The sequence below is a fragment of the Pseudomonas sp. LB1P83 genome (assembly GCF_054897885.1).
Genome location: NZ_CM142709.1, coordinates 2,571,882 through 2,587,738, shown reverse-complemented (window position 1 = coordinate 2,587,738; position 15,857 = coordinate 2,571,882). Strand labels below are relative to the sequence as shown.

Sequence of the window (15,857 nt, the reverse complement as noted above, 5' to 3'; positions counted from 1 at the left end):
ATCATCCGTAAACTTGCTATCGAGCTTTTCCAAGAAGTCCGACCGCTTTGAGGCGATGACTGAAATCGCCGTAGAGGTCATCGTCAAAAGAGGCCATTGATATGGCCAACAAAGCCGACGCTGATGGAAAAACACGTAATGCTTCATCGATTACCGCTGAGCAAGTGCTCAATGCCGTAGCTTGTTACAACTCAAAGCTGCGTGCCTATCAGGCAATGTCTCTGTATTCCATTGCAGACTTTCCCTGCGTGACTCACGCCTAATTAGAACTCTAGATCGAATCTTTTTTCTTGAGGGATTCACTGTTGATACGGATGTTAGTGGTGTAGAGGCGAAAAAGGTTTAAACCTCTGCCCCGCTACGCAATATTTTTACAAGGAGAAGTGATAGTGAACATGGCCAAAAAAAATATAAAAGAAACTGATACGTTGTTTTCCAAACAATCTCATCACTATGCAGCCTTTCGTTTCGACTACCCTGTCGAGCTTTATGAGTTCATCCAGAGGCACAGCCCCGACACGAAGCAGGTGTGGGACTGCGCAACCGGCAACGGCCAGGCCGCCATCAATTTGGCGACGACCTTCAACCATGTCACCGCCACCGACATCAACGCATCGCAAATCAATCACGCGCCTAGGGTGGCCAATATCAGTTTTCAGGTGCTGGCGGCTGAAGACGCCCGTTTCGCTCACCAGCAGTTTGACGCGGTCTGCGTGGCCCAGGCTATCCATTGGATAGACACCTCAAGCTTTTACGCCTTGGTCGACCACTGCTTGGTCAGTCAGGGATTGCTCCTAATCGTCGGCTACGCCTTCAACGAGCCGCTGACCCCTGCCTTAGACCAGGTGATCAATGACTTCCAGTTCGGGGTGCTCAAGGACTTCTGGCCAGTCCAGACCGAGATCTTGTTCGCTGGGCTCAAGGATCTGCCATTCCCTTACCCGCGACTTCCAACCCCAGAAATGCATATCCAGCGCCATTGGAGCCTAAAGGACTACGTCAACTACACCAGGACCTGGTCCGCGACTCAGCTTTACATCGATCAGCACGGCATCGACCCTTGCCTCGAACTGGCCGCGCGGTTGGCCGCAGTGTGGCCCGAGAACGAGGAACGCCTGGATTTCCAGTGGCAGCTGTTTGTCCTTGCGGGGACCAAACCCCCACACCAGGACCGTGCCTAATGAACGTCAAGGACGTCCTACTTCAGGCGGTACAGACTTTCAGCGAGCGCCCGGCGGTCAGCGATGGGCAACGCAGCCACAGCTATCAGCAGGTATGGACGCGTGCCTGCCGCTTGGCCAACGGCCTGCTGGCCTGGGGCATCGAGCCCGGAACCCGAGTGGCGGTGTTGGAAGACAACAGCGTCGAATCCCTGGATGTGGTGGTGGGGCTGGCCATTGCTGGATTTGTCCGGGTGCCGCTGTATGCCGGTAGCGCCCTGGCCATCCAGAAAAATATTGTCGAACACACCCACTGCCAAGTGCTGATCGTCTCACCAGCCCACGCTGATACTGCCAAGGAAATGCATCGGCAAAACCACAACCTGCGGCTGCTGACCTATGGTGCCGGCTATGAGGCTTGGCTCGCCTCAGCAGACGACAGCGACCCGAACATCAATGTCGCCGAGGAGGACCTGTTCATCATCCGCCACAGTGGTGGTACCACCGGTGTGCCCAAGGGCGTGCCTATCAGCCACAGAACGTGGCTCTACTCAATTTACGAGTGGTCATATGGTTTGCCACCGCTGCATCCCGGGGATGTTTTCCTGCAGGTCAGCCCGCTGTCCCACGGGGCCGGTTACCTGTTGCTGCCCACCTGGGTCGCCGGGGCCTGCACCTTGGTCAGGCCCGCTTTCGATGCCGCCGACTGCCTGCGCTGTCTCACCGAACATCGGGTCACCCACAGCTTTATCGGACCCGCCGACCTTAACGTGTTGACTCGCCTGGCTGCCGCAGAGCCGCCCCAAAACTGGCTCAAGGCCTTGATCACCGGCGGCTCGCCCCTCGCTGAATCCACTATCCGTCGTTTGCATCAGTGTTTCGGCCAAGTTCTGTATCAATATTATGGTCAGGTCGAGGCCGGTATAATCAGTGTGATGCCGCCCTTGAACCTGGATGAGCTGCCCCTCGGTGATGGCCGCCTGCTGTCCTGTGGCCGGCCTCGCCACGACGTGCAGATCTGCGTACTGGATGACGCCTGCCAAGCGCTGCCGCCCGGCCAAGTCGGGGAGATTGCCATTCGCGGCCAGGGTGTGATGCCAGGGTATTGGAACAATCCACAGAAAACCGCGGACAAGTTCAATCAGGGTTGGCTGCTGACCGGCGATCTCGGGCGCGTCGATCAGCAGCACTACCTCTACCTGCTGGATCGCAAGGAAGAAATGGTCGTCAGCACCGGGATGAACATCTACCCGATTGAGGTCGAGAACGTCTTGATGGGCCATCCGCAAGTGGTAGAGGCCGTAGCGTTCGGGGTTCCCGACGAAAGCAGCGGCGAAGCCTTGCAGGCAATCTGCGTCCTGCGTCAGGGAGCCAATACCGAGGCACAGGCCTTGCTCGACCTGTGCCGCCAAGCCCTAGGCGAGTTCAAAACGCCGAAACACATCGTCCTGCAGCACGAACCTCTGCCCCGCAGCGCCGTGGGAAAGATTCAGCGCCGGGCCATTCGCGCCACTTGGTGGGGCAATACGGAGCGTTTTATCCATGCCGTTTGAGCGCACAACCGGTGGGACAGAAACACCAACTCTGGATTTTGTCCTTATACCTGGCGCCGGGTTCAGAGGCTGGGGCTGGCGGGATGTTGTCGGCCTGATGCAGGATCTGGGCCATCGGGTGCTGACCCCAACCCTAGCAGGGGTCGCCGACCGCCAAGACTCGGTCGACGCTGAGGTAGGCCTCTGTCGCGACGGTGACGGACAACCACCATGATGGTGCTGGTGGGCTAGAGCTACGGCGGTGAGGTGGCAGCAGCATCGGCCGAACTTTCCTCTCGAGTGCGAGCGGTGAGTTTCCTCGACGCCTTCCTGCCCTTAGACAACAGCTCGCTGCTTGAGCACTTGCCCACCGCCCTCCGATCCCTGCTCATGACGTGGCAGCGTGAACGCCCAGGACCGACAATCACTCTGGGCAACGTCGACTGATTCGGCCTAGAGGACCGGATCTTACCTACCGAGGTCGAGCAGCGCCTGTGTGCCCACCCACCCAAGCCTACTGGCTCAGCCCCTAACGGAACTGGGCGCAAAAAAACGGGAAACTGACCTATGACAGCTGCTCCAATGCAAACGCAGAAGCCTGCCGTGGCCCTGGCCCGCGCAAAGCGCTGGCTGTGCCTGTCAATCCTTCTGGTGGGTTCGTTCCTGCCGCCCTTGGACTACTTCATCGTCAATATCGCCCTGCCCTTTATCAAGGCCGACCTGCGGGCCAGCGATGGCCTGATGCAGACTTCAGTATCGATCTATGCCGCAGCCTTTGCACTATTCCTGATCCTCGGCGGGCGCTTGGGGGACAGGTACGGACCGCGGCGGATTTTCATCCTTGGCATGCTCGGCTTTGCCGCTGCCTCGGTGGCCTGCGGCACGGCCGGAAGCGATCTGGCGCTGGTCCTTGGGCGCTTCGTACAGGGCCTGTTCGCCGCCATCATGGCCCCCCAGTCCCTGGCCCTGATCCATGCCAATTTCAACGGTAAGGACAAGGCGCTTGCGCTCTCGCTGTATGCCTCGATTTTCGGCCTGGCCTGTCTGGTGGGTCAAGGCGTGGGGGGCCTGCTGATTGCCGCCAACATCGGCGGACTGGGCTGGCGCAGCTTGTTCCTGATCAATTTACCGATCGTCTTGCTCTGCCTGTTGGTCGCGGCGCGCCTGCTCAACGAATCCGCACGACAGCAGTCGAAGTTTCTGGACATCCGCGGCTGCGCGCTGTTCGCCGGGTTCCTGCTACCGCTGCTGGCCTGCCTGATCGAGGCCGCGCCCCGAGGTTGGCCCTGGTGGTCGTGGCTAGCACTGACCCTCAGCACCCTCAGCCTTAGACTGTTCGTCACTTGGGAGACCCGGCTCAAGCACAACGGAGGCACACCCTTTGTCGATCTCGAGATCTTTTGCCTACCGGCGCTGTTGCCCGGTTTTCTGGCGCTGTTCTGCTTCTATGCCATTTCGCCATTCTTTCTGATTTATGCCGACTATCTACAGTCGGGTTACCAGCTCGGCCCGGCGGCGGTGGGAGCACGGATCCTGCCTTTCGGTGTGGGCTTTTTCCTTGCGGCCCTGGGCAGTGCGTTTCTTGGTCAGCGCCAAGGCACACCCGGGGCTCTGCTGGGCTTGAGCCTGCAGGCCGCGAGCATGCTGACTGTGGTCATGTGCGTAGGCGGCGGGCGCCCAGACCTGCTGTACCTGCCTCTGGTCTTGCTCGGCGCCGGACAAGGTTTCGCCTTGCCGGCCATGGTCGGGGTAGTCAGTGACACCCTCAACCGCCACCAGGCTGGCATGAGCGCCGGGCTTATCAATACCGTCCTGCAATGCAGCTCGGCGTTTTTTGTCGCCAGCGTCGGCGGAGTGTTCTTCGCCTTGAAGAACCAGCGTCCCGGCGCTGTCGGGCTCTCCGAGGCCTTGGTCGCCGCCGCGCTGCTGATTCTGTTGTGCCAACTGCTGGCGCTGTGGTTGATCCGTCTGGCCATAATGCGGCAGGCGGCCAGCGCGCTGCCGCTACCTACATCTAACGTCAACTGATAAATGCAATGCCACTCCCTCAAATCGCCAGCTATCGCCCGCACTACCGACAAGACGTCAGACGCCATCGCGGGTGATGGTCTGTCGTTCTGGCTTGGGCACCGGTACCATCACGAGATTCTCGGTCTCTGGCCGCTGAACCGACACTCCAAACTGATTCAGCGCAGCGAAGCCTTTTTCATCCGTCGTGGCGACAAAAGTGTCTTTCTCGCGCGCTTCACACCGGGCGTCCGTGCCTTTGTTCCGCTCCTTGCCGGCACGCTGGGGATGGCCGTCAGTCGGTTCTGCCGTCAATATCGCGTCGGCGCTCGCCTGGGCACCGTCGCATACGCTGCCTGGTGTGCTCATCGGCGCAACCTTCAGCATTCTCGGTGCGGCGGCAAAACCACTCGCGATCCTGCGGGTCGCTCTGTCACGGTGGGCTGGATGGTCCTGCATATCGTGCGCTGGACGCTGCGTCGCGGCATACCCTACCTCATCGTCGCAGTGCAGAGGTTGCGGAGCTGGGCCGGCACCCACGACACCTGACAGTCCTGTTCGTCGGTGCAGTCTGGATCCTTGAGGACGTCATAAACGGTGACCCTCTGCTGCTTGCAGATAGCGCGATATACCGCGAGTTCCAGGATCTTCGTACAACACCAGGCGATGCGGTGATGATCGCCATCACAGAACTCGGCAACACCAAGGTTGGGGTGACGGTCACGATTGTTGCCTTGCTGTGGCTCATGTGCAAACGCGCCTGGCGTACAGCAGCCTATTGGCTGATTGAACACGATGAGCTCCTATTCGAGAGTCAACCCCCGATGCTCGTCTGGCAGCCTGAGAGGATTCAGCAACAATACGAATTTGAGTCTATCCATAAAAGAGTACTCAAAAAGGTACTTAAACGTACTGGAACCCCCTGAACTCCGATGTTTTCCCGCAGCAACGAAAAAAGACGCCTAAGCGTCTATTTTGTGGATCCCAGCGCCCAGTGGACATCTGTGGATCAGATTTTTGAGCGGGAAACGAGACTCGCATCTGGCGTCCGATTGAAATATAGGGGATTTATTACATTCCTAAAGCAGGAAAGAACTTGATGCTGGACTTCTTCTTGGGGTGTAGCAAGAGCAAGAAACGGAACTGTTCCAAGGCACGATACCAGATTCTTCTGATAGCCAATCGGGAGTATGTCATTAACCCGAACACATCAATGGCTCAGATTTAGATCTGAAATCCGCCCCCACCGACAAGCCCCCCTACAGAGTCCGCCCTTTCCTTGACCTGGGCGAAAGTTTTCACGCCGCCAATCCATAGCCACTGACAACCCTCGCTCACCGGGTTTTCTACTTAAGTGCTCCTCCTTGAGCATGACCCGAGCGTTCAGTGTCCAGGTTTCAAATAGTTGCAGTGGGCGCTTCGCAGGCCGCTGCAGTCGCTGCAGATGCCCCATCGAGGATCCTGTTCTCAGGCCCCCCGTCAAGATTCAATCCGAGACGACGTGACTCTTCTTCAATGTCCTGTGCACTTCGATTGCGATAATCAGCGTGGATCCATTTGACCAACCCATAGGCCATGATCAGTAGCAGGAAGAGAAATGGAATCGATGTCAGGATGACTGAGGTCTTCACGGTTTTCAGCGAAATATGATTGGCGATCATGGTCAAGGGCACCAAGGCCAGCATGACGCACCAGAAGAGTCGCAGGAACGGTGAAGGATCACGGCCTTCAGGCAGATTACGCGTGGTAGCGGCAGCTACGGTATAGGCAGAGGCGTCGATGTGCGAAGCCAGGAAGATCACCATCACAAACAAATAGAACGCAGTCGCTACCGTGGACATCGGAAACCCGTCCAGTAACCGAGTGATGGCCACTTCTCCACCTTGGCTGGCAACGATGGCTGGAACATCGAGTTGCCCCTGAATCAATTGATCGATGCCGTAGCCACTCAGGCAGCCGAAAATTACCCAACAACTGGCACTTCCCCCCAACAACAGCGCCGCAGAGACCTCTTTCAACGTGCGACCACGAGAAACCCGTGCGACAAAAATCGAAACCGCAGGTGTGTAGGAGATCGCCCAGAACCAATAGAACACCGTCCAATTCCGTGTGAACTCACCACTACCTGACGGATCGGTGAAAAGGCTCATGTGCAGGAAGTTGGAAAACATCAAGCCAACGCCATTCACTGTGTTGTTGACGATAAAGCCCGTCGGTCCCACCACCAGCACCGCCAGTGCACAAAATAATGCGCCCCAGCACACCATGCTCGCTAGGCGCTGCATGCCGCCCTCCAGCCCGATGTATGAACTGAGCGAGAAGATACTGGCGATCAGCAACACGATTCCCGCCTGCATCGCAAAGTTGTTTTCCAGTCCCGTCAGGTTTGAGAAGCCGTTGGAGAATGTCAGCGTGGTCACCACCATCGTGACAGTGAGTCCGCCGAAGGTGCCAATCAGGAAAATGATATCCACCAGGCGCCCTATCGGGCCATCGGCTTTCCATCCCGTAACAGCCTCTATGATGCCGGCAAGGCTGAGCTTGTCATGCTTGCGCACATGGTAGTAATAAGCCATGGCCATGCCGCCCACCGCATAGCACGCCCATGTACCAAAGCCCCAATGGAAGAACGCATACGCGATGCTCATGTTCAACGCTTCGGTTGAACCTGCCGTGATATTCAAACCCGGCGTGTTGTAGTAGTAAGCCCACTCCACCAATCCCCAATAGAGGGTAGCGGAACTCAATCCTGCGCAAATGAACATGAAGATCCAGGGCACGGTCTTGAACTGGGGCTGACCCGAGCCGAGACGAATGTTCCCGTACTTGCTGAAAATGATGAACAGCGAGCCCATCACAAAGGCCAGGAAGGTCACCAGTACCGGCGCTGAGAGCAGCGTCGTGGCACGCGTGAACAACTGGCTGGCGACCTGCTCGGAGCGCGCCGGAAAGGCGGCCAAAGCAAACACGGTGAGGAAGATCGAAACCACACTGACCACTATCAGCAAATAATCTTTGCTGGCTCGGGGAAGTTGGTCACCCGGCTGAACCGGGTTAACTTTCACGGAAATTTTCATGGGTTACCTTTCTATAGCGGCTATATTGTTGTTTTTGCCTCTTCCCTGGCGACCTTCGTCCGCCTGGTACAGTCATAGAAGTGCAGAAGTGATGCCCCCGCCCAAAGTGCGATCGAGCGTGGTCAATCCTGGTACAGCTGGTCTTTTGAGCGGCGGCGGACCAGTATAGGAACAGGTCGAAACGGCCTTACATCCACAATCGCCGATCCTTGCATCTGCGTCTGCGAAGTAAGCTCTCAGTCAAAAAAAGGCGGCCTCAAAGGTCGCCTTATGTGTACCCGATTACCCTGGTCAAGACCTCAGGTTGCCCTGCACCTGTTGATCTGCATGGTAGGAGGAGCGAACCAACGGCCCTGACGCAACATTGCTGAAACCCATTCGCCGCCCTTCCTCGGCAAACCATGCGAAGACGTCCGGGCGGACAAAACGCTGTACCGGTAGATGGCTGCGTGAAGGTTGCAGATACTGCCCCAGTGTCAACATATCGATTCCGTGTTCACGCATGCGCTGCATCACTTCAATCACTTCGTCGTCCGTCTCACCCAACCCGAGCATCAAGCCCGACTTGGTGGGAACGCTCGCCACGCGTTTTTTGAAGTTTTCCAGCAGGTCCAGCGACCACTCGAAATCCGAACCTGGGCGTGCCGCCTTGTATAGCCGCGGAACTGTTTCGAGGTTGTGGTTGAACACATCAGGCGGCTCCTGCTCGGTGATGGCCAGAGCCACGTCCATACGTCCGCGGTAATCAGGAACCAGGGTTTCGAGCTTGACGCCCGGCGTCAGTTTGCGAATCTCGCGAAGGCAGTCAACGAAGTGGCCTGCGCCGCCGTCGCGCAGGTCGTCGCGATCCACTGAGGTGATCACGACATACTTGAGTCGCAAATCAGCAATGGTCGTCGCCAGATTTTTTGGCTCATCGACATCCAGCGGTTTCGGGCGACCGTGGCCCACGTCACAGAAGGGACAGCGCCGGGTACAGATGTCGCCCATGATCATGAATGTCGCGGTGCCGCCAGAGAAACACTCGCCAAGGTTAGGACAGGACGCTTCCTCGCAGACGCTATGCAATTTGTGCTTGCGCAACAACGCCTTGATCCTGGCTACCTCGGGCGACGTTGATATCGGTACGCGAATCCAGTCAGGTTTGCGCGGTATATCCTCGGTTGGCAGGATCTTCACCGGGATACGTGCCACCTTCACCGCGCCACGCAATTTGACTCCCGTCGTCAACGATTCCGGCCGACGATCAGCTCTTTGCATTTCTGTCATTGCCCTGTTCCAGAAGATGGCGCTGCGCAGAGGTGCACGCACATGCTCAACCACGGTAGTAACGCTGCGCCACGAATGGCATCTTGACGACATGCATCGGCACAGCCTTGCCCCGCACTAGCGCGAAGACTTCCGTGTCGAGGGCGGCATAGGTACTTTCCACATACCCCATCGCGACTGGCCCGCCGAAACTTGGACCGAAGCCACCACTGGTGACTCGACCGATCACTTGCTGGTGTGCGTTGATGATCTGCGTGCCTTCACGGACTGGCGTACGTTCCTTTGGCAGCAAGCCGACCCGTTTGCTGAGCACACCATCACGCTGCTGAGCAAAGACACGTTCCGCCCCCGGAAAACCGCCGGCACGAACACCATCGGCGCGGCGTGCTTTGGAAATGGCCCAGGTCAAGCTGGCTTCGACCGGTGTCGTGCGCGGTTCCATGTCATGGCCGTACAGGCAAAGGCCAGCTTCAAGGCGCAACGAGTCGCGGGCCCCCAGGCCGATGGCCTTCACTTCTGGTTCTGCCAGGAGAGAACGGGCCAGGACATTTGCTTGCTCAACCGGCACGGAAATTTCGTAACCGTCCTCGCCGGTGTAGCCGGAGCGACTGACATAACAATCGATGCCGAGCAACCGCACGCGCGCAAACTGCATGAACGTCATGGCTTTCACTTCCGATGCCAGGCGAGCCAGTACGTCGGCAGCACAGGGACCTTGAAGTGCGAGCAATGCGCGACTGTCGAACAGGGATTCGACATCGCAATGTCCGTGCAAGTATTTGGTCAAATGCGCCAGGTCCTGATCCTTGCAGGCGGCGTTTACCACCAGGAACAAATAATCTCCGGCGTTAGCCACCATCAGGTCATCGAGTATTCCGCCGTCCTCATTGGTGAACAGCGCATAGCGTTGCATACCCACCGGCAGATCGACGATATCGACGGGTACGAGCGCCTCCAGCGCCTGGGCTGCACCGGCACCGTAAAGACGTATCTGGCCCATATGCGATACATCGAACAGACCCGCCATTTCGCGAGTGTGCTGATGTTCTTTCATGACTCCAAGCGGATATTGCACCGGCATCTCGTAGCCAGCGAAGGGCACCATGCGTGCACCAAGTTCCACATGCAAAGCGTGAAGTGGGGTTCGCAATAGTTCTTTGTCGGACATGGATGACTCCTTGAATGAATTAAATGGATGTCAGCATTCGATGATGTTCACAGCGAGGCCACCGCGGGCCGTTTCCTTGTATTTGCTTTTCATGTCGGCACCGGTCTGGCGCATCGTGCGAATCACCTTGTCGAGCGAAACAAAGTGCTGACCGTCGCCACGCAAGGCCATGCGCGCAGCGTTGATAGCCTTCACCGACCCCATGGCGTTACGCTCGATACAAGGCACTTGCACCAACCCGCCAATCGGATCGCAGGTCAACCCGAGGTTGTGTTCCATGCCGATCTCGGCAGCGTTTTCAACTTGCTGCACAGTGCCGCCCAGCACCTCACACAGTGCCCCCGCGGCCATGGAGCAAGCGACACCGACCTCGCCCTGGCAGCCGACTTCGGCACCGGAAATCGAAGCGTTTTCCTTGTAGAGAATGCCGATGGCTGCGGCAGTCAGCAGGAAACGCTGCACCCCGTCCTCGTTGGCTCCCGGCACAAAGCGGGCGTAGTAATGCAGCACTGCAGGTACAATCCCGGCCGCCCCATTGGTGGGTGCGGTCACCACTCGACCGCCACTGGCGTTTTCTTCGTTCACGGCCAAGGCATAGAGGTTGACCCAGTCGAGGACTGAAAGACTATCTCGCAGGTTGGCCTCAGGGCTGGCGCTCAGCTGTTGGTAGAGCTGCGCAGCCCGCCGCTTAACCTTGAGCCCGCCAGGCAAGACACCTTCGCTACTGCATCCGGCAAGCACGCAGTCCTGCATGACCTGCCAGATGTGCAATAGCCCCTGGCGGGTTTCCTCGGGGCTGCGCCACGCCATTTCGTTCTGCGCCATCAACTGGCTGATCGAAAGATTGTTAAGCCTGCATTGCTCCAGCAACTCCCGTCCGGTCAAAAACGGGTAGCGCAAGGGGGTCCGGTCTTCGACGATCCGATTGACCCCGATCGCCTCCTCGTCCACGACAAAACCACCACCCACCGAGTAATACTCGCGACTGACCAATTGCAGCCCGGCGCTATCGAACGCTCGCAAAATCATGCCGTTCGGGTGGTAGGGCAACGGTTTGCGGATCATCGCCAAGTGTTCTTTCTCGACGAAGCGAATGACCTTTTCACCCAGCAGGGCCAAAGTTCCAGAGCTGCGAATAGCCGCCAACCGGATGCCCGTCATCGAAGTGTCCACCGACTCCGGGGACTGCCCTTCCAGTCCCAGCAATACCGCCTTGTCGCTACCGTGCCCCTTGCCGGTGGCCCCCAGTGAGCCATAGAGTTCGGCCTGCACGCTTGCCACCTGCCCCAGCATCCCTTGCAACTTGAGCCATTCGGCGAAACGTGCGGCAGCCTTCATCGGGCCAACAGTGTGCGAACTGGAAGGTCCGATGCCCACTTTGAACAGATCAAAAACACTTAACGACATACTCGTCTTCGCCTTGGATATTGATTCGTAATCAAGCCGGATACACGGGGAACAAAGCGCACAAGCCCTCCACTTGCCGGGCGACATGAGCCTCGACATCTGCATCGCCAAGATGGTCCAGAATGTCGCAGATCCAAGTCGCCAAAGCTCTGCACTCAAGGACCTGGAAGCCACGGGTGGTTACCGCTGGCGTGCCGATACGCAGGCCGGAGGTCACAAAAGGCGATTGCGGATCGTTGGGCACCGCGTTCTTGTTCACTGTGATGCGCGCGCGACCCAACGCGGCGTCCGCATCCTTGCCGGTAATCCCCTGGCGAATCAGGCTGACCAGGAACAGGTGGTTATCGGTGCCGCCGGACACCACGTCATAGCCGCGCTGCTTGAAGAGGGCCGCCATGGCCTGGGCGTTGTCGATGACCTGCGCTTGGTACGTCTTGAAGCCCGGCTCCAAGGCTTCTTTGAAGCACACGGCCTTGGCCGCGATCACATGCATCAACGGCCCGCCCTGCCCGCCCGGAAACACCGCCGAGTTGAGCTTTTTTTCCAGCTCGGGATCGGCCTTGGCCAGAATCAGCCCGCCACGGGGACCGCGCAGGGTCTTGTGGGTGGTGGTGGTGACCACATCGGCATAAGGCAGCGGGTTCGGGTACAGACCGGCCGCCACCAGACCGGCGACATGGGCCATGTCGACAAACAGGTACGCCCCGACCTTGTCGGCAATTGCGCGGAAACGCGGAAAGTCGAGGGTCTTCGAATAGGCAGAGAACCCAGCGACGATCATCTTCGGCTTGTGCTCCATCGCCAGACGCTCGACTTCGTAATAGTCGATCAGGCCATTGCCATCGATGCCGTATTGAACGGCGTTGTACAGCTTGCCGGACGAACTGACCTTGGCTCCGTGAGTCAAATGACCGCCATGGGCCAGGCTCATGCCGAGGAGAGTGTCGCCTGCTTGCAGCAACGCCAAATACACCGCCGCGTTGGCCTGGGAGCCAGAGTGCGGCTGCACGTTGGCATAGCCGGCACCGAACAGTTGCTTGGCCCGATCGATCGCCAGTTGCTCGACCACGTCGACATGTTCGCAGCCACCGTAGTAGCGCTTGCCCGGATAGCCCTCGGCGTACTTGTTGGTCAGCTCGGTGCCCTGGGCCTGCATCACTTGCGGGCTGGTGTAGTTCTCGGAGGCAATCAGCTCGATATGGTCTTCCTGGCGTTGTGCTTCGCGACGGATAGCGGCAAACAGCGCAGGGTCGAAATCGGACAGGGTCAGGCTTTTATGGAACATGCTGGGTTTTCCTTTTTGTTTGGATAAACACAAAGCGCTTTGCAAGGCCCGGACAGGGTCCGGGCAGACCGATCAAGCGTCCTGGTAAATCGAGATAGGTGGGCAAGCACAGGCCAGGTTGCGGTCGCCATAGACGTTGTCGACACGACCTACAGGCGGCCAGTATTTGCTGTCGCGCAGCGCGCCCAACGGGTAAACCGCCAATTCGCGGCTGTAGCAATGGCTCCAATCACCGACCAGTTCGGCGGCGGTGTGCGGCGCGTTTTTCAAGGGGTTGTCGTGCGGATCGAGGCCACCGCTTTCCACGGCGCGAATCTCTTCGCGAATGCAGATCATCGCTTCGCAGAAACGGTCCAGTTCTTCCAGGGATTCGCTTTCTGTTGGCTCGACCATCAGCGTGCCGGCCACCGGGAAGGACATGGTCGGCGCGTGGAAGCCGAAATCGATCAGCCGCTTGGCCACGTCTTCCACGCTGATGCCACTGCTCTCTTTCAGCGGGCGCAGATCGAGGATGCATTCGTGCGCTACCAGGCCGTTTTCCCCGGTGTAGAGCACCGGATAATGGTCCTCCAGCCGGCGGGCGATGTAGTTGGCGCTGAGGATGGCCAGTTGCGACGCGCGCTTGAGGCCTTCGCCGCCCATCATGCGCATATACATCCAGGTGATCGGTAGAATACTCGCACTGCCATAGGGAGCCGCGCAGACAGCACCTTGTTTGCGCGCCATGGTTTCATGCCCGGGCAAAAACGGCGCCAGGTGTGCCTTGACGCCAATCGGGCCCACGCCCGGCCCGCCGCCGCCATGTGGAATGCAGAAGGTCTTGTGCAGGTTCAGGTGCGAGACATCGCAGCCAAACTCGCCCGGCGCGCAGAGTCCGACCATGGCGTTCATGTTGGCGCCATCCAGATAAACCTGGCCGCCGTGGTCATGCACGATCGCGCAGATCTGCCGGATGCCCTCTTCAAACACACCATGAGTCGACGGGTAGGTGATCATCAATGCCGCCAGACGATCCTGATGCAGTTGCGCCTTGCTCAGCAGGTCTGCCACATCGACGTTGCCCCGGACATCGCAATCGACCACCACCACACGCATGCCGGCCATTTGTGCGGTGGCCGGGTTGGTGCCGTGGGCGGAAGAAGGAATCAGGCAAACATCGCGATTTGAATCACCACGACTGGCGTGATACGCACGAATGGCGAGCAGCCCCGCGTATTCGCCCTGGGAACCGGCGTTCGGCTGCAATGACATGGCGTCGTAACCGGTCGCCGCGCAGAGCATCGCTTCCAGTTCCTCGATCAGTTGCTGATAACCCTGGGTTTGCTCGGCCGGTGCGAACGGATGCAAGGCGCCAAACTCGGGCCAGGTGATCGGGATCATTTCGCTGGCGGCGTTGAGCTTCATGGTGCAGGAGCCCAGTGGAATCATGGTGCGATCAAGCGCCAGGTCCTTGTCCGCCAGTTTGCGCAGGTAACGCATCAGCTCAGTTTCCGAGTGATATCGATTGAACACCTCGTGTTGCAGAATCGCTGACTCGCGCAACAGCGGCAACGGCAGGCAGTCACCCGTGGTGTTGGCCAGTGCGGCGAAGTCCGGCAGTGGCTGCCCCTCGCTTGCAAACACCGCCCACAGCGCTTCGACGCTTTGCTGCTCACAGGTTTCATCCAGCGACAGGCCGACACGGGATTGGTCGATGACCCGCAAGTTGAACCGCGCCGACCTGGCCGCGTCGTGCAAGGCTTGCACCGGGATCACGGGCACCACGCTGATGGTGTCGAAGAAATGGTATTGCTCGACCTGATGCCCGAGTTGTTGCAGGCCCTGGGCCAGGATCGATGTCAAGCGGTGCACCCGTCGCGCGATGTCGGCTAGGCCCTTGGGACCATGGTAGACCGCGTACATGCTGGCGATATTGGCCAGCAGCACTTGCGCGGTGCAGATGTTGCTCGTGGCTTTTTCGCGACGAATGTGTTGCTCGCGGGTTTGCATCGCCAGGCGCAGGGCCGGGTTGCCATGACGGTCGATGGAAACCCCGACCAGCCGCCCCGGCATGTCCCGCTTGAAGCCGTCGCGTGTCGCAAAGTAAGCCGCGTGCGGTCCGCCAAAACCCAGCGGCACGCCAAAGCGTTGCGCGCTGCCCAGCACCACGTCGGCGCCGAATTCACCCGGAGGTATCAGCAGGGTCAGTGCCAGCAGATCAGCCGCGACCGCAACCAACGCGCCGACCTCGTGGGCGCTTTGTACCAGCGAACGGTGATCGGCAATGTCGCCGGTACTGGCCGGGTATTGCAGCAGCAGGCCGAAATAGCCATCGAGCCCTTCTTGCTCAAGCTCCGCTTCATCACCGATCACCACCTCGATGTTCAACGGTTCCGCGCGGGTGCGCAGCACGTCGAGGGTTTGCGGGTGGCAGTGACGCGAGACAAAAAACGCCGGGGCTTTGTTTTTCGCCAGACGCTTGCAGAAGGTCATGGCTTCCGCCGCCGCTGTCGCTTCATCGAGCAACGATGCGTTGGCGATCTCCATGCCGGTCAGGTCGCTGATCAAGGTCTGGAAATTTAGCAGCGCTTCCAGTCGGCCCTGGGAAATTTCCGGTTGATACGGCGTGTATGCGGTGTACCACGCCGGGTTCTCCAGCAGGTTGCGCAGGATCGGCGTTGGCGTATGGCATGGGTGATAACCCTGGCCAATGTAGTTGCGCAACAACTGGTTTTTTCCGGCAATGGCTTTGATCGCGGCGAGTGCCTCGGCTTCGCCCTGCCCTGCCGACAACTCCAGCACGCTGGTGCCCTTGATGCTCTGTGGCACGACACTGTCGATCAGTGCTTCAAGCGAGTCATGGCCGGTTAGCGTCAACATGGCGCTGATGTCTTCGTCGCGAGGGCCGATGTGGCGGGCTATGAACTCATTGTCCGTGCCCAGCAGGATCTGTGGCTTGTTCATCTCGACCTC

At 58.8% G+C, this 15,857-nt stretch carries 12 protein-coding genes; 6 read left to right on the top strand and 6 right to left on the bottom strand.

The window, feature by feature from the left end; all coding sequences use genetic code 11:
- The first annotated feature begins 101 nt into the window (after positions 1 to 101).
- From ACYZTY_RS12060 to ACYZTY_RS12035, 6 genes are all read left to right on the top strand, one after another.
- On the top strand, positions 102 to 263 hold the full coding sequence (locus tag ACYZTY_RS12060; protein ID WP_461958667.1) for a hypothetical protein: 162 nt from the start codon (positions 102 to 104) through the stop codon (positions 261 to 263).
- A gap of 132 nt (positions 264 to 395) precedes the next feature.
- Positions 396 to 1,181: a class I SAM-dependent methyltransferase gene (locus tag ACYZTY_RS12055; RefSeq protein WP_461959303.1), complete on the top strand. Its 786-nt coding sequence runs from the start codon at positions 396 to 398 to the stop codon at positions 1,179 to 1,181.
- Positions 1,181 to 2,713 carry a class I adenylate-forming enzyme family protein gene (locus ACYZTY_RS12050; RefSeq protein ID WP_461958666.1) on the top strand — a complete coding sequence of 511 codons (1,533 nt, stop codon included), beginning with the start codon at positions 1,181 to 1,183 and terminating at the stop codon, positions 2,711 to 2,713. The genes ACYZTY_RS12055 and ACYZTY_RS12050 overlap by 1 nt, the downstream gene beginning before the upstream one ends.
- 561 nt (positions 2,714 to 3,274) lie before the next feature.
- Positions 3,275 to 4,720, top strand: a complete 1,446-nt coding sequence (locus tag ACYZTY_RS12045; protein WP_461958665.1) for an MFS transporter — start codon at positions 3,275 to 3,277, stop codon at positions 4,718 to 4,720.
- A 3-nt stretch (positions 4,721 to 4,723) separates the two neighbouring features.
- Positions 4,724 to 5,248, top strand: a complete 525-nt coding sequence (locus tag ACYZTY_RS12040) for a DedA family protein (RefSeq protein WP_461958664.1) — start codon at positions 4,724 to 4,726, stop codon at positions 5,246 to 5,248.
- Positions 5,249 to 5,373: 125 nt separating this feature from the next.
- Complete coding sequence (locus tag ACYZTY_RS12035; RefSeq protein ID WP_461958663.1) at positions 5,374 to 5,625, top strand: hypothetical protein; 252 nt, start codon at positions 5,374 to 5,376, stop codon at positions 5,623 to 5,625.
- Positions 5,626 to 6,096: 471 nt separating this feature from the next.
- Here the strand turns inward: ACYZTY_RS12035 and ACYZTY_RS12030 are convergent, their stop codons facing one another.
- The 6 genes from ACYZTY_RS12030 to gcvP all read right to left on the bottom strand — a co-directional run bounded on the left by ACYZTY_RS12030 (position 6,097) and on the right by gcvP (position 15,848).
- Positions 6,097 to 7,776 carry a BCCT family transporter gene (locus tag ACYZTY_RS12030; RefSeq protein WP_461958662.1) on the bottom strand — a complete coding sequence of 560 codons (1,680 nt, stop codon included), beginning with the start codon at positions 7,774 to 7,776 and terminating at the stop codon, positions 6,097 to 6,099.
- A 291-nt stretch (positions 7,777 to 8,067) separates the two neighbouring features.
- A complete protein-coding gene (lipA, locus tag ACYZTY_RS12025; protein ID WP_461958661.1) occupies positions 8,068 to 9,045 on the bottom strand; it encodes a lipoyl synthase in 978 nt (325 codons plus the stop codon).
- Positions 9,046 to 9,091: 46 nt separating this feature from the next.
- Positions 9,092 to 10,213 (bottom strand): glycine cleavage system aminomethyltransferase GcvT, encoded by a 1,122-nt coding sequence (gene gcvT, locus ACYZTY_RS12020; RefSeq protein ID WP_461958660.1) that lies wholly within the window; start codon positions 10,211 to 10,213, stop codon positions 9,092 to 9,094.
- Positions 10,214 to 10,243: 30 nt separating this feature from the next.
- Positions 10,244 to 11,620 carry an L-serine ammonia-lyase gene (locus ACYZTY_RS12015; protein WP_461958659.1) on the bottom strand — a complete coding sequence of 459 codons (1,377 nt, stop codon included), beginning with the start codon at positions 11,618 to 11,620 and terminating at the stop codon, positions 10,244 to 10,246.
- 31 nt (positions 11,621 to 11,651) lie between these two features.
- On the bottom strand, positions 11,652 to 12,905 hold the full coding sequence (glyA, locus tag ACYZTY_RS12010) for a serine hydroxymethyltransferase (RefSeq protein WP_461958658.1): 1,254 nt from the start codon (positions 12,903 to 12,905) through the stop codon (positions 11,652 to 11,654).
- A gap of 72 nt (positions 12,906 to 12,977) precedes the next feature.
- Positions 12,978 to 15,848: an aminomethyl-transferring glycine dehydrogenase gene (gene gcvP / locus ACYZTY_RS12005; protein WP_461958657.1), complete on the bottom strand. Its 2,871-nt coding sequence runs from the start codon at positions 15,846 to 15,848 to the stop codon at positions 12,978 to 12,980.
- Positions 15,849 to 15,857: the final 9 nt, after the last annotated feature.